This window comes from Planococcus alkaliphilus (assembly GCF_057031095.1).
On sequence record NZ_CM168060.1, the window covers coordinates 413,443 to 430,058 of the forward strand.

A 16,616-nucleotide genomic window follows, 5' to 3' on the forward strand; every position below is an offset into this window, starting at 1 on the left:
GAAAAAGTCATAAAAAAGCCCGGCTTGATTATTCAAGCCGGGCCATTCGCTCTCTTATTCTTCGTCGAACACGTGGACTTTCGTCATTTTGTCGCCGTTTTTCATTGCGCGGGCAATTTTCACGCCAGCTTCGTCAACTTGGCCGAATACTGTGTGGACGCCGTCAAGATGCGGTTGTGGTTCATGGACGATAAAGAACTGGCTAGATCCAGTGTCTTTGCCGGCATGTGCCATTGAAAGGCTGCCTGCTTGGTGCTTATGCGGGTTGCCTTCAGTTTCGCATTTGATCGTTTTGCCGCTGCCGCCTGCACCAGTGCCGGTTGGGTCGCCGCCTTGGCTTACGAAGCCAGGAATTACGCGGTGGAATGTTACGTCGTTATAGAAACCTGAGTTTGCAAGTTGCTCAAAGTTTGCTACAGTGTTTGGTGCTTCATTTGGGAAAAGTTCGAAATTGATGATTTCGCCGTTTTCCATGTGGATGTGACCTTTTTTAGCCATTAAAAACATCTCCTTTTTAATTGGTTCATTTTCCAGTATATCGATTTTTCGGTTAGCTGTATAATCATTTGCCGTTTACAGTGCTTTCAGCAAGCCGCCTTCAATGACCAATGATTGACCTGTCATATACGTATTGGCGGAGGAAGCGAGGAATACCACGACTTTCGCGAATTCTTCCGGCTGCCCGTAGCGCCCGATCGGCAGTCCTGCTTGTTTTTGTTTCGTCAGTTCTTCGATTGGGATTTGCTGCTTATCGGCTTCGAGCTGATCAAGTTCGATAATCCGGTTTGTTTGTATGCGGCCGGGGCCGACGGTGTTGACCAATATATTATCGTTTGCAACTTCACGTGCTAGGGTTTTGGCAAAGCCGACCATTCCGGCGCGGAAAGTATTGGACAGAATCAATCCATCTATTACTTCTTTTGTCGAAGAAGAAGAGACATTAATGATGCGCCCAAATCGCTGTTCTTTCATAGAAGGAAGTACAGCGCGGGTTGTCCGGATATAGGACAATAGATTTTGTTCGAATGAGGCATACCAGTCCTCATCTCCGATATCTCCGAATCCGCCTGATTTCGGTCCGCCTGTATTATTGATGAGAATATCAATCTTGCCGAATTCACCAAGAATCGCTCCAAAGAAAGAGATGATGTCTTCCTCTTTCGACATATCGCAAACTTTTGAATGCACGGAAGCACCCGGTACTTGCTGTTTAATCTCCCTGCCTGCTAACTCCAAATCTTTCTGATGCCTGCTCGAAATGATGACAATCGCGCCTTCTCTCGCCAATTCCAATGCGATGGCTTTTCCCAGCCCTTTGCTGGAAGCCATAACGACAGCCACTTTGTCCGTTAAACCTAAGTCCATTTGTCTCCATCCTTTCTCCATTGCTCTCCCATTCAGTGTACGGAAAAAACATATAAAATGCAGTTAATAAACTAAATTATTCGACTTTTAAATTTTCAATTTCAATCAATAGTCTGATTGCGTGAAATAGGGGACAATATGATAGGATATAATTATTGAGTAGATTAGGAGTGTTGAAATGGAAGAGCGTGAAATTTTTGATATAACGATCATCGGCGGCGGTCCAACTGGCTTATTTGCTTCTTTTTATGGCGGCATGAGAAAAATGAAAGTTAAAATTTTAGACAGCTTGCCTCAATTAGGCGGGCAGCTGACTGAATTATATCCTGATAAATTTATTTACGATGTCGGCGGATTTACGAAAGTTCTGGCGAAGGATTTAGTAGACAATCTTGTCGTCCAAGCAAATTACGGAGATCCTTCCATTTGTTTAGAAGAAACGGTTTCCACTGTTGAACGTCAAGAGGACCATTTTGTAATCCAGACAGATAAAGGTTTGCATTACACGAAGGCTATTCTTTTAACTGCTGGAGTAGGGGCATTCCAACCGCGTAAATTGGGTGTTGAAGGTTCTGAACAATTTGAGGGCACATCTTTGCATTACGGAGTTAAGGATTTGACGATGTTCAGCGGCAAGAAAGTGGTTGTGCTTGGCGGAGGCGACTCGGCTGTCGACTGGGCAATGATGCTTGAGAACGTCGCGTCCCATGTTACATTAAGCCATCGCAGAGAGAAGATGACTGCACATGAGGCGAATATCGATACGTTGGTGGAATCGAAAGTTGAGATCAAAAAACCTTACGGCGTTAAGGAATTGGCCGGCGAGAACGGACAAGTCCGTGAATTGGTGCTGATCGATAAAGAAGGAAACGAAGAACGCTTAGAAGCGGACCATGTCATCGTCAACTATGGCAATATCACATCACTTGGGCCAATCAAAGAATGGGGCCTTGAGATGGAGAAAAACTCCGTTGTCGTAAACTCGAAAATGGAAACCAATATTCCAGGAATTTATGCAGCTGGGGATATCGCTACGTATGAAGGGAAAGTGAAGTTGATTGCTGTCGGCTTCGGCGAAGCACCTACAGCGATTAATAACGCAAAGGCATATTTGGATCCGAAATCGAAAATCCAACCGCTTCACAGCACAAGTGTATTTAAATAAGAAAAGAACGGAGGCTTTCAGGAGCTTCCGTTTTTTTTATACCAAAAAGTCTGATTTCTTCAACAAAAACAAAAAATGTAAATAAAATCCTTAAATAATCGACGAAGTCAGATATATTACAGTTTGTAATAAATAATAGAGTGACGTAACGTAATTGTTATTTTTCATCTGTCGGTTTGTCATTGTCTTGAAATCTGTAGGTGGTATGATGACTCCTGTTAGTGAAAAGGAGGAAATTCATTTTATGAAGAAGCAAATCATTACACTAACTGCAATTGCAGCATTAAGTGTAGGAGCAGCCAGCCAAGCTAGCGCTCAATCATCTTATACAGTAGAATCCGGTGACACGCTGTGGAGCATTTCACAAGCGCAGAACGTTTCAGTAGAACAATTAAAGGGATGGAACGATTTATCATCCGACATCATTTACCCAAAACAGCAGCTTGAAGTCGCATCAGAAGAAAAGGTTGAAGTGTCACAAGAAAAGTCTACATATACTGTAGCAAGTGGCGACACCCTATTCAAAATTGCACAAGCCCATGGTATTTCACTTGATACGCTAATGAGCTGGAACGGAATTACAGGACATTGGATTTATCCTGGCGACAAATTAGTAGTCAGCGGCGGATCTCCAATTTCTGTGCCGAAAGCACCTCAGGAAGCAACACCAGCAAAAACGGCATCTCAAGCAGCTCCTGCTAAAACAGCAGCACCTGCAGCATCAGAGCAATCTGGTAAAGAAATGACGGTTTCAGCAACAGCTTATACAGCTTATTGTGCAGGATGCTCTGGCGTAACTGCAACAGGAATCGATCTTCGTTCAAATCCGAACCAAAAAGTCATTGCCGTAGATCCAACTGTCATCCCGCTTGGTTCAAAAGTTTGGGTTGAAGGATACGGAGAAGCAATTGCCGGCGATACTGGCGGCGCAATCAAAGGAAACAAAATCGACGTTTTCATCCCGACTCAAAGCGGAGCTTTGGACTGGGGACGCAAATCCATTAACATCAAAATCTTAAACTAAAATAGTACATGCTACAAAGCCGAGGTGACCATCCCCTTGGCCTTTTTTTATGGAAAATAAAAGAGCGGAATCCCGCAGTAGAGCTATTTAATCTTTTTTTTCTAAAAAATTCAAAACTTTTTTCTTATAATGCGTGTATTTTTTTTTCAAAAGGGTATTATACGAAAATATTCATTATTTTTAATTTATGAAAAGGGGGGCAAGGAAAATGGCAAAAGAAACTAAAAATTATTCAAGGCGCGACTTTCTAAAGACTTCAGGAATTGCGACAGGAGCTCTTATCGGCGGTGGAATTATCGGCGGTCTTATTGGCGCGAACTCAAACAACAACAACGCTTCCTCCAATGCGCCAGCCCCAAATGGGGAACAGCACGGGGAAGGGTCAGCCGGCGGAGTCAGGGGATTAATATTCTTTAAAAATGATGCCGAATTTCAAATTTTAGCAAATGCAACAGAACGTATTTTTCCCGAAGACGATCTTGGACCAGGAGCCATTGGACTCGGGGTGCCTTATTTTATCGATAAGCAATTGGCAGGAGCCTACGGCGAAAATTCAAAAGAATATATGCAAGGGCCGTTTGAAGAAGGCCAAACTACGCAAGGCTACCAGAGCCGCCTGAAGCGAAATGAAATGTTCCGCCAAGGGCTGCAATTAATGCAGCAGGAAGCGCAAAGCCGCTTCGAAACGGATTTCGTAGAACTTGAAGGAGAGCAAATGGATGAAATTTTAACAGCGTTCCAGGAAGACGAAATCGAAATGAAAGGTGTTTCGGCTTTGTTTTTCTTTAAATTACTGCGCATGGCGACGCTTGAAGGAGCCTATGCAGATCCAATCTATTCAGGCAATGAAGGAATGGAAGGCTGGAAAATGAAAGGCTTCCCAGGGCATCAGGCTTCCTATATTAATCAAATTGAAAGCGAAGAATATGTAGAAATTGAACCGAAATCTCTCGGTATGCAGCATTAACAAGGAAGGGGAATCTCAATGGTCACAACTTTGGATAAAGTGGACGTCGTAACAGTCGGAGTAGGCTGGACGGGCGGCATTGTTGCTGCTGAATGTGCAAAAGAAGGACTGAAAGTCGTGGGCCTCGAACGCGGGCGGGAACGCGGAACGGAAGATTTCGCGATTGTCCATGACGAATACCGCTATGCGGTCCGTTATGAATTGATGCAGGATTTGTCGAAAGAAACGATTACGTTCCGCAACAGACGGGACCAAAAAGCCTTACCTATGCGCCAAATGGGCTCATTTTTGCTCGGAGAAGGCCTTGGAGGATCTGGTACGCACTGGAATGGCCAAAACTGGCGGTTTCTGCCGTATGATTTCCAAATTAAAACAATGACAGATGAGAAATATGGTGCCAATAAACTTCCTCCAGAATACACAATTCAAGACTGGGGCATAACTTATGATGAGTTAGAGCCTTATTTTGACCGTTTTGAAAAGACCGCAGGCATCTCCGGAGAAGACAAAAATCCATTCGCTGGCAAACGCTCAAGCGATTACCCGACTCCGCCAATGAAAAAGACGCCGATATTGAAAAAGTTTGAGTCAGCAACAACTAATCTCGGCTATTCGCCGTTTATGATGCCGTCCGCAAACTTATCTGAAGCTTATGAAAATCCGGATGGCCAGCAAATCAATGCTTGCCAATACTGCGGTTTCTGTGAACGTTTCGGCTGTGAGTATGGAGCGAAAACTTCACCGGAAATTACGGTCGTCCCAACGGCAAAAGATACAGGGAATTATGAAATTAAATTTAATTCAAATGTAGTGGAAATCATGAAAGAGGGGGACCGGGTAACAGGAGTCCGTTATTTTGACACCGTAACTTTCGAAGAATTTATCCAGCCGGCAGAAGTGGTGGTGTTGACCAGTTACATGCTGAACAATGCAAAACTTCTCATGGTATCAGAAATCGGCGAAATGTACGATCCGGAAACTGGAAGAGGAACGCTGGGCAAAAACTATGGCTATCAAATCCTTCCAGGAGCATCCGGCTTCTTTGATGAGAAGATGAATGTCTTCATGGGCGCTGGCGCGTTAGGAATGACCATTGATGATTTTAATGGCGACAACTTTGACCATAGCGATTTGGACTTTATCCATGGAGCGAGTTTGTCGATTACCCAAACCGGGAATCGTCCAATTTTGACCAACCCTATTCCGCCGGATACGCCGTCATGGGGAGCCGATTTTAAGAAAGCTTCCATAGAAAACTACTTGAAATCTTTATCGATTGGCGGGCAGGGTGCTTCCATGCCGCACCGTGACAATTATTTATCTCTAGACAGCACCTATAAAGACATTTATGGCGTGCCATTGCTGCAAATGACGTATAACTTTACCGACCAGGACCGGGCGATGCATAAATACGTATCAGAACGGGCTGCAGAAATCATGCAGGAAATGGGTGCGAAGACGGTAGTAGGAGGAAGCCCGATTTCCGATTACGACATCGTGCCTTACCAGACGACCCATAACACCGGCGGTACGATTATGGGAGCAGAGCCTGAAACGAGCGTAGTCAACAACTACCTCCAGCATTGGGATATGGAAAACCTCTTCGTAGTAGGAGCAGGGAACTTTGCGCACAACGGCGGATACAATCCAACCGGAACAGTCGGGGCTCTTGCTTACCGCTGTGCAGAAGGAATCATCAACTACAGCAAAAATGGCGGGTCTTTAGTGTAAAAGAAAGCACAGAAATTGCATAAGCGACAAAAAGGAGGAAACATCTTATGGGCGGTTTAGCATCAATTGGAGTTCCAGGGTTGATTATTATTTTGGTAATCGTTCTGATTTTATTCGGACCAAGAAAATTGCCGGAAATCGGTGGGGCAGTCGGAAAAACCCTGTCTGAATTTAAACGTTCCGCAAAAGACATTATGGATGACGACGAAAAACCGGAAGTGAAAGAAGAAACAAAATCCGAAAAAATTTGAAGGTGGTTAAATGGATCCGTATGGCGAACGCAAATTAATCAGCCCGCTGCATAAAAAAGCGGTACAGCCAGAAATCCCTGCGGAGAAGATTCCAGAGGCCCCTGCTGCAGAAATAACTGCAGCAGAGCCGCCGACGGAACCGCCAAAAGGGCCTTCTGAAGAACCGGTAGAAACTTTGGTGGACCATCTGGGAGAATTACGCAAGCAATTAATTAAAAGTGCTTTTGTTTTTCTGTTCTTCCTGCTGTTGGTCTTTTCCACTTTGAATTTTTGGTTTCCGTATGTGGTGAGAGGGCATGATCTTGTAATTCTTGGCCCGCTGGAAATTATTAAATTCTATACATCGATTTCTGTCACTTTGGCACTCGGTTTGTCATTGCCGTTTTTAAGCCATTTTCTTTGGCAGTTCGTAAAACCGGGATTAAAAGAAGAAGAATCGAAATTTCTCGGTTTGTATTCACCGGTCATGCTCTTGTTATTCATACTCGGCGTAGCATTCGGCTACTTTATCTTGAATCCGTTAAGTTATCAATTCCTCGTGGGTCTTGGAGCGGCCAATTTTGCCGTAATGATTTCAGCGAATGAATATGTACATTTCTTGATCATGACCACTGTACCTTTGGGATTATTGTTTGAATTGCCGATTGTGGCATTGTTTTTATCTTCCATTGGAATTTTGACTTCCGCCTCGATGAAAAATGTAAGAAGGTGGTCTTATCTTGTGCTGGCCATAGTCTCGGCTTTGATTACTCCACCGGATTTCATCAGCCAATTGCTGGTGTTGATTCCGATGGCGATCCTTTATGAAGCAAGCATTTACCTCGTCAAAAAAATGGAAGCCAAAAAAGCGGATATTGAATCTTCCGCGGTATAAATGCAGACAGGAGCCTTGTAAATACAAGGCTTCTTTTTAATCTATTCGAAAATTCACTCTTTTATGGATTGTTCAGCGCTTTTTCTATACACTAAAAGAGCAAGGTGAAAGAAATGTTGGAATCCGTAAGAAATGGCAATTCAAAACCATGATGAGGAGGAGCGACATGACGAATAACTTAAAGCAAATAACTGATTTGAAATCGGTGGATGTCTCAAAACTGGTGGAAGAAAGTGAAGCCGAAGGCTATCGCTTTCTTAGAAGGCTCGTTAGCCAGTATGAAGATGGCACCAATACGTTCAATCAAGAAGGCGAAGTGCTCTATGGTGTATGGGACCATCATGATCATTTGGTTGCCATTGGCGGTTTAAACCGGGATCCGTATTCGCCAAAAGAGAGTGTGGGGAGGCTCCGGCGCTTTTACATTTCTCCGAGTGCGAGGCGACAAGGCATTGGCACGGAACTATTAAAAGAAATCATTAATTATGGGCGGGGCCATTTTAAAGAGATCGTGGTCCGCACAGACTCATCAATGGCTGATGCGTTCTACCGGGCCAATGGATTTTCGGCAGACCTGGGGCTTCCGGAAGCGACGCACGGTATCACTTTGGATCAGGAAGCGTCTAAAGCTGCCCAATAATAAAGAAGGAAGAGCGGCTTGCGCCTGCAAGCCGCTTTTTACTGTCTGCGAGAGGATGTTTAGATGCGAAAAGTAGAGATTTGCGATTATCAAGAAGAATGGGAAGAGCTGTTCCGGCAAGAAGCAGAAGAAATTAAGAGGATTTTGGGAGAGGAGTGTGTAGCGGTTCATCATATCGGCAGCACAGCTGTGAGAGGATTGGCGGCTAAACCTGTCATCGATTTGCTGCCGGTTGTAAAAAACATTGAAACGGTTGATCGATTCAATCCCAAATTTGAGCTATTGGGTTATGAAGGCAAAGGAGAAAACGGATTGAAAGGCAGAAGGTATTTTCAAAAAGGCGGCGACTTACGCACGCACCATATGCATATCTACGAAAACGGCAGCGGTGAAATTTATCGCCACTTAGCATTTCGGGATTATTTGAAAAAACATCCCCAAGAAGCGGAAAAATATGGTACTTTAAAAAAGGAATTGGCCATGAAATACCCGACGGATATCGAACGGTATATCGAGGGCAAAGAATCGTTTGTGAAAGAAATGGAAAAACGGGCATTGGAGGAGTTTTAATGGAAATGGCGAACTGGAAAGGTGCAGCAGGCGTCTGTATAAACGACAAGCAAGAAGTTTTGCTGGTTCTCCAAGGGCCGCCTGATGAAGATAAAAGATGGTCAGTGCCGGCAGCAGGACTCGAAGCAGGAGAAAGCCTCCAAGGCTGCTGCAAACGGGAGTTTTTTGAAGAAACCGGACTCCAGGTTATGGTCCAGGAAGAACTGAAAGTGAGAAACGGCGAATACGAGAATTCCGCTGTCTCATTTGAAGTGCATTATTTCCGAGTGGAAATCATCGGAGGTGAGATCCACGTAGATGAAAACGATCCGTGGATTCAGGAAGTCGCCTGGAAACCGATTGCTGGACTGGCAGAACTGGATATGGCTTATCCCGACGACCAGGAATTGTTTGAATCGTTGATTGGGCAATAGCCAAAATACGAAGAATGTTAGGAGATTGCATGAACGCTTTTGTAAAAACACTGATTACTTTATTGGGCATTGCCGGCATGTTGGCGGTTTTTGTTTTTGGCAGCTTATACGTCTTTAATACCGCAGAAGAGGGGCTGCTCGTAACTTTAGGAGCGGTCCTTGTTTCGATGATGATACTGCTTATCTATATCTTAGAACGCCGCAACGGCAAGAAAACGGCGATATGGATATCGCTCTGTTTGCTTGTAGGGATTGGGTTTGCAGCTCCCTATTATTACAAAGAAAGTTTTGCGAAAGTCGATGATTCAGAAGTGGATCTTTTTGTTTATGAGCCTTTTAAGGAAAATGGCTAGGCTGGACAGTAAGGCTTCTTTTGCTATTGAAGGCGAGCTTCCCATTCTAGACGGTGCAACGGCGCTTTATCCGTTATTTGCAGCATTCGCTGAAGCGACTTATCCGGAAGGGGTGTATGAACCCCACAGAGGACCAGTTGCTACGACCACCACTCCTTCCGCTTATAGCCGCTTGATTAAAGGGAATGCAGATATTATTTTTGCTGCAGAGCCTTCAAGCGGCCAATTGCAGGACGCAAAAGAAGCAGGTGTGGAATTGGAGTTAACGCCGATTGGGCGCGAAGCTTTCGTATTCTTTGTTAATTCGCGCAATAAGATAAGTGACTTGTCGAGTGAAGACATCCGTGGAATCTATTCCGGGGATATCGAGAATTGGAAAGAACTCGGCGGGAAGAACGATGAAATCAGGCCATTTCAGCGTCCGGAAGACAGCGGCAGCCAGACGATGTTCATCAAATTCATGGGAGATACTGAAATTGAAAAACCTGAAACAGAAAATCTCGAGAGCGGGATGGGCGGCATTATCGAAGAGGTGGCCAGTTACCGGAACTATAAAAATGCAATCGGCTATACGTTCCGGTTCTATTCCACTGAAATGGTCAAGAACGATAAAATCAAGCTATTGTCGATTGATGGAATAGAGCCGAGCATTGAAAATATCCGCTCGAGCGACTACCCATTAGCCTCGGAATTTTATGCAATTACAGCTGGCAGCAAAAATCCGAATGTCGAGCCGTTCCTTGAATGGATTCTTTCTGGCGAGGGGCAAAAGTTAGTTGAAGATACCGGGTTCGTCCCAGTTAAGTGAGGATTAAAAAATGCGGGAAAGGGTATTTAAGGGGATAGGGAGGGATGGTTATGAAAAAGGAAAAGCAAGGCCACGAAGGAGAAGAATTGCTTCCGGAAGTGGAACCGCGCCGCAATATGCCAGATGAAAAAACCTTAGACCCGATGCCTGACCGCGACCTGGAATACGAAGAAAACTCAAATGAGAAATACAGGGACAATACAAGCGAAAAAGATTGAACAAGCCGAACCTGGCTTGTTTTTTAGTATAGGGAAAATGCCAAGGAGGGGTTCCAATGCCTCAATATAACTTTAAACATGCTATTTGGAAAGAAGAAGCGAATATTACAGATGAAGAGTTTCAACAACATTTGCCGAAAAGCCATAAAATGCGGAGATGGATAAAGGATTCCCAAAATTTAACCGTCAATATTTTGCATATGGAAACATCGGTTCCAGGTTCCGAAGTGATCTGGGGATCGCTAATTTACCGGCAAAATGCTGAGAAAAAGCATGACATACAAGCTTTTCATTTTTTCTTGTCCACCGATTTCTTGTTGACCAGTAAATTGGACTTTGAATCGGACGAAGATTTAAAGAGAGAGCCGCTGCTTGAGCAGATGGAATCAGCATCTTCCGCTGTTGAACTGATGATGATCATTCTTGGGCATATGGTGAGCTCTATTTTACATAAGATTGATGTATTCGAAGAACAATTGCGCAACCTGTTATGGGAAATCCGGGAGAAGAACGACCGCAGCACTTTGAATAAAATTGAAACCTTAAGGCATCGTATTTTGCTGTGGAAAAATTTGATTTTGGGATTTCAAGAAATAAAAATGGCCATCCCTGAAGCTTTCGGGAAAGAAGTAATAGAGGAAGTTGAATTCAGCCGGACATCTATGCGGATTGACCGCTGTCGGATGCTTGTCAATTCCTATAAAGATGAAATCAATAATATGGTGGACATGGAGAATGTTGTAGCCAATTACAGAGGAAACGAAATCATGAAAACTTTGACGGTGCTGACTACCTTATTCACGCCGGTGATGGCCTTCGGGGCTTTATGGGGGATGAACTTTGATCACATGCCTGAATTGAAGTGGACTTACGGTTATTTGAGTTCGCTGCTCTTAATCGTCGGTTCGACCCTGTTCATGTACTGGTATCTGAGAAAACGCGGATGGACGGGCGATATCCTCAAATCCCTCAGCAATAAAAAGGAACGAAACAAGGAACGGACGGACCGTTAGTCAGGTCCGTCCTTTTTTAAAAGGCTTTTTGAACTCCTCAATATTTTGGCTTGTCCTTTTCCAGTTCCGCCAATAATTCAGCGTAACGCTGCAAATCCTGATCTCCGTGCTTATCGATATAGGACATGATTAAGGTCTTCAATTCCTTTCGCTGGCGCTCCACGGTTACCAACTTTTCTTTCAACGATTGCCTTCTCCACATTTCAGCGTCCTTCACATCGTCCATTTTCTCAAACATATCAATTTCAGCGAGTAAAACGAGTGCCTCATTCTTTTTATCCTCGTACTTCTTCAATGCTTTTTCCACTTTTTTCGTGTCGTTTTCAAAAGTCATCCTCGAATACATTGACAAAGTCTCCACCACCTTCCTCTCAACTTGTTCTTAAAAATCTTTTCCCTATCTATTCCGCATGTAGACCCGAAAACCCTTTTATTTTTGAATAAAATATAAAGATTCTGACTTTTTATTGACTGATTTCCGTCTTTCCATTATGATAAAAGAAATGAACGAAGGAGGTGGGTATGATGAATCAAACTGGTAAGCGCATGACAGAATGTCAAGAATATCTTTATATTCTGCATGGCGTTACTTTCACTTCAGCAGCTGTACGGGATAAGTCTGTCTTTTTTCAGACAACTGCATGGAATGAAATAAACCAGTGAGAGACATCTGCCTACAAACGGATTTTGTAAAAAGGCATGCGTCTTCGCATGCCTTTTTGTTTTGCGCGCGTCTCTCAGAACGAAAGGGAGAGAACGATGATTATTAGTCAATTTCAACAAATCATGTGCCATTTTGCGAATCAAAAATTATTTAATCAGATTAAAGGAGATATAGCGGAAGGCCAGCGGATCGGATTGGTCGGACGAAACGGGGAAGGAAAAACAACGCTGTTAAATGTGTTGGCCGGCGAGCTTCAGCCGACAGAAGGGGCAGTAACCTGGAAAAAAGGCTGCCGGATCGGATTATTGAAACAATCACCGGATGAACCGGAAGAGTGGACAGTAGCAGAACTCTTGAAGACGGCTTTTTCCGGGCTTGTCCAGATTCAGGAAAAGCTGGAAGCGATGGAAACGCAGATGGCATCCGCTGCTCCAGAAGAGATGGAACGCTTGCTTACCCGCTACGGCACGATGCAAGAGGATTTCATCCAACGCGGAGGATACGAAATTGAAGCACGCATCGATCAAGTCTTGAACGGCTTGAAAATCAAAGCGTTGAAGTTTGAGGAATGGGGCCATTTAAGTGGAGGCGAACGGACGAAAGTCGGCTTGGCCAAATTATTGCTGCAAGAACCGGACCTTCTGCTCCTTGATGAACCGACGAACCATTTGGACCTCGAAGCGATTGAATGGCTCGGTGCGTTTATTAGCCACTACAAAGGCACTATTGTGCTGGTCTCGCATGACCGCTATTTCTTAGATGAAGCTGTCACTCATATTTGGGAATTGGACCAAGGCGATCTCATCCAATACAAAGGGAATTATTCTGCCTACGTCAAAGAGCGGGAAGCCCGGTTATTAATCGAGTTTCAGCAATATCAAGACCAGCAAAAAAAGATTAAGAAAATGAAAGACACAGTCAAACGGCTGAAAGAGTGGGCGAACCGGGCTAATCCACCGAATGCCGGCATGCACAGGCAAGCAAAAAGCATTGAAAAGGCGATTGCTCGAATCGAATTGCTCGATCGTCCTGTACGGGCTAAAAAACAGATGGCGCTCGGTTTTCAGATGGATGAGCGGAGTGGCAAAGACGTTGTACGCGTTGAAGAGGTTTGGAAAGAATTTGGCGACAGAACGCTCTTTCAAGATGTGAATATGCATATCCGTTTTGGTGAGAGAGTTGCGATTGTCGGTTCAAATGGTACAGGGAAATCGACGCTATTGAATATGATTCTGGGTAAAGGCGAACCGGATGCTGGCGAAGTCAAGCTCGGCAGCGGTGTGTCAATCGGCTACCTTTCCCAGCACACGCTTGAAATGGACAATAACCGGACCGTAATCGAAGAGTTCCGTGATGCCATTTCCGTCTCTGAGTATGATGCGCGTCCGATGCTGGCGAAGTTTCTATTTTTTGGCAACATGGTCTTCCAGCCGGTTCGCCAATTGAGCGGCGGTGAAAGAATGCGTCTCAGATTGGCGCAGCTCATGCACATGAACCATAATCTCTTGATTTTGGATGAGCCGACCAATCATTTGGATTTGGAAGCAAAAGAAGTCATGGAAGAAGCCCTTTCAGAATTTCCGGGAACCATTATCTCAGTGTCCCACGACCGGTACTTCCTGGATAAAATTTTTCCGGTCACTTATTGGATCTGCGACAAGACGATGGAACGATTTGACGGGAATTACTCCTTTGCCCGGGAAAAAAAGACTGCAATCAGTATGGCGACGAAGTAATAGGAGAATAAAAATAAGGTTCTCCGTCAAATGTTGGGGTGAGGTGAAATCTTCCTCACTCTAACCAACGTGAACTCCCATATTCTTATACTTGTGTGTCAGTAGTATTTTGGCGCGGGCGCGTTCGAAATTCTGAAAGCCGAACGCGTTCCGCTTAATCACTTTTGTCAGGTTATTGATGCCTTCCAAGAAACCATTGGAATACTTGAACGAGAAGCTGTTCAAGATTTCCGTCTGCCAGTTTCGGAAGGTGCCCATGGCTTTCTGGAACTCGGGAATGCCCGCTTGTTCCACCAGCCGATAAAATTCCAGCAACGCTTCTTTGGTCTTGAGGATTTCCTCGGGATCTCTTTTTTTGCTTGCCTGAAACCACGTGCAATACGCTTCCTTCAGTTCGTATGCTCGTTTGAGCTCCTCATCCATTTCAAGATACCGCTTCAAGTACCAACGGTCCTTTTCGGTTAACTTCTCACTGTTTTTGTAAAAGACGTAGCGCATCCGTTTGCCTTTTTTGCGGTCATAGTCGTTCCAACTTTTCTGCACGCGTCCAGCGCCCAGTAAATGTACCGGCAGAAGTGGAAGCGATCGGCGATGATCACCGGTTTGCCGAGTGCTTTTTTGACCGCGGCTTTAAAGGAATGGCTCATGTCCATGACGACGATTTCCACCGCAGCTCCGTGCTGTTGGAGATACTGTTTGATCGTCTCTTTTTTCCGGTTGGGCAGGATATCGATCGGTTCTCTCGTTTCGCCATCGGCGATAATCAGTTGGTACTTTCCTTCACGGGTGTCGCCTTTGTATTCGTCGATGGCGATCACACGCGGTAATTTTGCGGTTTCAGTAACTTCCTGGAGCGCCACCAGATCGAAACGCCGAACGATGGTCGAAGCGGAAGCGCCGTATTGTCCGGCCACTTCCTTGAACGTTTTCGCCTTGACGCTGCGCACATGAACCGCTTGGTTCCACTCTTTTGAGAACCGTTGATAGCGATCGATGAATGAATTCTTCTCGGCAAATTTCTTGCCACACGCCCCGCAAGCATAACGTCTTTTCTTGTAAAACAGGTAGGTCAGCCGTTCAAACCATTTCAGGTGCTTAATCTTTTGGATGCGGTAATCGTGGACACGCCGGGTCTTTTCCTGGCAGCGCGGACAGCTTTGGGCCCCCACCTCCAACTCCACATGTAGCGCCACACGGTCCTCCACTTGTTCCATTTTCGTTATTTTCACATCTTCTAATCCGGGAAATTTCATGGTAAAATTCAAGTGCACGCATCTCCTCTTCTTTACTTGTTATTCGACATTTCAAGTATAAAAGAATTTGGAGATTGCGTGTCTTTTTTTGGGCCGAATTGTTTCAACACCCCAACAATTAGTGTAGAACCAAAAATAAAACAGCTTATCCTCTGAAAGGATAAGCTGTTTTATTTGGTTTCTATGGGGTCAACCCATACTTGAGACCAGTTTTGGATTTCGTCCATGACTGGTTTTAATGAAAAGCCTTTTTCAGTTAACTCATATTCAATCCGTACTGGCGTTTCCGGATAGACAGTTCGCGTCACAATTCCTTGTGCTTCTAAATTTTTTAAGCGTTCGGATAGGAGGCGGCCGCTAATGCCGATTACATCAGTTAAATGGCTGAATCGTTGAGGCCCTGCTAAAAGTTGATAGATGATCAAGCCGGTCCAGCGTTGGCTTAAAAGAGAAATAGCACTTTCAAACCGGGGACAAATGACAGCAGTATCCATATCAATCACTCCTTTTTTATATCATAGCATAATTATGCTGTGGAGCAAAAGAATTAAGTTACTTGACATATTATAGTTCTCTTTATATAATTGGTTACATAAAGTAACTAAAGAAAGAGGGATTAGCTATGAACTTTCATCAAAAGCCTGTCACTTATGTAGGCGAAGTCGGATTAAAAGTAATGGACCTGGAAGGAATGGTCCAATTTTATACAGAAACAATCGGTTTTGAATTGCTTTCTAAAAGCGATACAACAGCTGCTTTAGGAATAGAAGGCAAAACTTTATTGAACTTGGAGACTTTTGAAGGCGTAGAACCGAAAACTGGACGTTATGCCGGTTTGTATCATTTTGCCATTCTCTTGCCGAGCCGGAAAGAGCTGGGGAAAATTTTGGTTCATCTTCACAACAATGGGATTCGCCTCGGTTCGTCGGATCATTTGGTAAGCGAAGCATTGTACTTATCTGATCCGGAAGGGAACGGGATTGAAATTTACCGGGACCGCGAACCTGAACAATGGGACTGGGACGGCGAAGAGGTTAAAATGGCGGTGGATCCTTTAGATGCTCAAGGTGTCGTACAAGCGGCCATCGATTCAGGAGAAGTGTGGACAGGCATGCCGGCGGATACGGTCATGGGGCATATCCATCTCCACATTTCCAATATGGCACAGACCCAGAAATTTTATGTGGATGGACTAGGATTTGAAGTGCTCACTTCAATGGGGGCGCAAGCCATGTTCTTAGGGGACCAAAAATACCACCACCATATTGGCGTGAACGTATGGAACGGGATCGGAATTCCAGCGCTTCCTGAAAAAACGGCAGGGCTGCATTATTACACATTGGTCATGGCAGATGAAGCCAAGCAAGCAGAAGTTGCTGCACGCCTTCAGCAATTGGGGGCAAAAGTGGAAAATCGCGGAGATTATATGGAAACCCAAGACCCAGCAGGAAATTGGATCCGTTTAGTCGTTTAATCTAAAATAAGGAGCTATCCAATCAGTCTTACTTGAATGATTGGATAGCTCCTTTGTTTCTAATAAAGCATGTAGTTTTACCATTGTTCCTGTCTTT

General features: G+C 44.5%; 20 protein-coding genes and 1 pseudogene. 16 read left to right on the top strand and 5 right to left on the bottom strand.

What is annotated here, in order from left to right; translation table 11 throughout:
• Positions 1–54 precede the first annotated feature (54 nt).
• Entirely contained in the window at positions 55–498 is a 444-nt protein-coding gene (locus tag AC2EXB_RS02230; RefSeq protein WP_483603392.1) for a peptidylprolyl isomerase, read from the bottom strand.
• Positions 499–573: 75 nt separating this feature from the next.
• A complete protein-coding gene (locus AC2EXB_RS02235) occupies positions 574–1,365 on the bottom strand; it encodes an SDR family oxidoreductase (RefSeq protein WP_483603394.1) in 792 nt (263 codons plus the stop codon).
• Positions 1,366–1,543: 178 nt separating this feature from the next.
• On the opposite strand from AC2EXB_RS02235, the gene AC2EXB_RS02240 reads away from it, so the two are divergent.
• The 13 genes from AC2EXB_RS02240 (at position 1,544) to AC2EXB_RS02300 (ending at position 11,392) form a co-directional block, all read left to right on the top strand.
• Positions 1,544–2,530 carry an NAD(P)/FAD-dependent oxidoreductase gene (locus AC2EXB_RS02240; RefSeq protein WP_483603396.1) on the top strand — a complete coding sequence of 329 codons (987 nt, stop codon included), beginning with the start codon at positions 1,544–1,546 and terminating at the stop codon, positions 2,528–2,530.
• A gap of 244 nt (positions 2,531–2,774) precedes the next feature.
• Positions 2,775–3,554, top strand: coding sequence for a 3D domain-containing protein (locus AC2EXB_RS02245; protein ID WP_483603398.1), 780 nt, complete (start codon positions 2,775–2,777; stop codon positions 3,552–3,554).
• Between the two features lie 208 nt (positions 3,555–3,762).
• Complete coding sequence (locus tag AC2EXB_RS02250) at positions 3,763–4,521, top strand: gluconate 2-dehydrogenase subunit 3 family protein (RefSeq protein ID WP_483603400.1); 759 nt, start codon at positions 3,763–3,765, stop codon at positions 4,519–4,521.
• 18 nt (positions 4,522–4,539) lie between these two features.
• On the top strand, positions 4,540–6,252 hold the full coding sequence (locus AC2EXB_RS02255) for a GMC family oxidoreductase (protein WP_052653398.1): 1,713 nt from the start codon (positions 4,540–4,542) through the stop codon (positions 6,250–6,252).
• 47 nt (positions 6,253–6,299) lie between these two features.
• On the top strand, positions 6,300–6,503 hold the full coding sequence (tatA, locus tag AC2EXB_RS02260) for a twin-arginine translocase TatA/TatE family subunit (RefSeq protein ID WP_052653396.1): 204 nt from the start codon (positions 6,300–6,302) through the stop codon (positions 6,501–6,503).
• Positions 6,504–6,513: 10 nt separating this feature from the next.
• Entirely contained in the window at positions 6,514–7,377 is an 864-nt protein-coding gene (gene tatC / locus AC2EXB_RS02265; RefSeq protein ID WP_052653394.1) for a twin-arginine translocase subunit TatC, read from the top strand.
• Positions 7,378–7,543: 166 nt separating this feature from the next.
• Positions 7,544–8,017 (top strand): GNAT family N-acetyltransferase, encoded by a 474-nt coding sequence (locus tag AC2EXB_RS02270; protein ID WP_052653392.1) that lies wholly within the window; start codon positions 7,544–7,546, stop codon positions 8,015–8,017.
• A gap of 63 nt (positions 8,018–8,080) precedes the next feature.
• Positions 8,081–8,587, top strand: coding sequence for a GrpB family protein (locus AC2EXB_RS02275; protein WP_052653390.1), 507 nt, complete (start codon positions 8,081–8,083; stop codon positions 8,585–8,587).
• Positions 8,588–8,592: 5 nt separating this feature from the next.
• Positions 8,593–9,000 carry an NUDIX hydrolase gene (locus AC2EXB_RS02280; RefSeq protein WP_483603404.1) on the top strand — a complete coding sequence of 136 codons (408 nt, stop codon included), beginning with the start codon at positions 8,593–8,595 and terminating at the stop codon, positions 8,998–9,000.
• A 29-nt stretch (positions 9,001–9,029) separates the two neighbouring features.
• The gene (locus tag AC2EXB_RS02285; RefSeq protein ID WP_483603405.1) at positions 9,030–9,353 is read left to right on the top strand and encodes a hypothetical protein; all 324 of its coding nucleotides are present in this window, start codon (positions 9,030–9,032) and stop codon (positions 9,351–9,353) included.
• Positions 9,346–10,161, top strand: a complete 816-nt coding sequence (locus AC2EXB_RS02290; protein ID WP_483603407.1) for a PstS family phosphate ABC transporter substrate-binding protein — start codon at positions 9,346–9,348, stop codon at positions 10,159–10,161. Before AC2EXB_RS02285 ends, AC2EXB_RS02290 begins: the two co-directional genes overlap by 8 nt.
• 50 nt (positions 10,162–10,211) lie before the next feature.
• Positions 10,212–10,379, top strand: a complete 168-nt coding sequence (locus tag AC2EXB_RS02295; protein ID WP_483603409.1) for a hypothetical protein — start codon at positions 10,212–10,214, stop codon at positions 10,377–10,379.
• A 56-nt stretch (positions 10,380–10,435) separates the two neighbouring features.
• Positions 10,436–11,392: a magnesium transporter CorA family protein gene (locus tag AC2EXB_RS02300; protein ID WP_483603411.1), complete on the top strand. Its 957-nt coding sequence runs from the start codon at positions 10,436–10,438 to the stop codon at positions 11,390–11,392.
• A 37-nt stretch (positions 11,393–11,429) separates the two neighbouring features.
• Here the strand turns inward: AC2EXB_RS02300 and AC2EXB_RS02305 are convergent, their stop codons facing one another.
• On the bottom strand, positions 11,430–11,738 hold the full coding sequence (locus AC2EXB_RS02305) for a hypothetical protein (protein ID WP_251477611.1): 309 nt from the start codon (positions 11,736–11,738) through the stop codon (positions 11,430–11,432).
• 179 nt (positions 11,739–11,917) lie between these two features.
• Between AC2EXB_RS02305 and AC2EXB_RS02310 the strand changes: the two genes are divergently transcribed.
• Together AC2EXB_RS02310 and abc-f are read left to right on the top strand one after the other, a co-directional pair.
• The gene (locus AC2EXB_RS02310) at positions 11,918–12,055 is read left to right on the top strand and encodes a hypothetical protein (RefSeq protein WP_235198071.1); all 138 of its coding nucleotides are present in this window, start codon (positions 11,918–11,920) and stop codon (positions 12,053–12,055) included.
• 96 nt (positions 12,056–12,151) lie between these two features.
• Positions 12,152–13,792 carry a ribosomal protection-like ABC-F family protein gene (abc-f, locus tag AC2EXB_RS02315; protein ID WP_483603413.1) on the top strand — a complete coding sequence of 547 codons (1,641 nt, stop codon included), beginning with the start codon at positions 12,152–12,154 and terminating at the stop codon, positions 13,790–13,792.
• A 60-nt stretch (positions 13,793–13,852) separates the two neighbouring features.
• Here the strand turns inward: abc-f and AC2EXB_RS02320 are convergent.
• A pseudogene (locus tag AC2EXB_RS02320) lies at positions 13,853–14,985 on the bottom strand (ISL3 family transposase).
• A gap of 230 nt (positions 14,986–15,215) precedes the next feature.
• On the bottom strand, positions 15,216–15,539 hold the full coding sequence (locus tag AC2EXB_RS02325; RefSeq protein WP_483603415.1) for a winged helix-turn-helix transcriptional regulator: 324 nt from the start codon (positions 15,537–15,539) through the stop codon (positions 15,216–15,218).
• Positions 15,540–15,667: 128 nt separating this feature from the next.
• Between AC2EXB_RS02325 and AC2EXB_RS02330 the strand changes: the two genes are divergently transcribed.
• Positions 15,668–16,519, top strand: a complete 852-nt coding sequence (locus AC2EXB_RS02330) for a VOC family protein (RefSeq protein ID WP_483603417.1) — start codon at positions 15,668–15,670, stop codon at positions 16,517–16,519.
• The last annotated feature ends 97 nt before the right edge of the window (positions 16,520–16,616 follow it).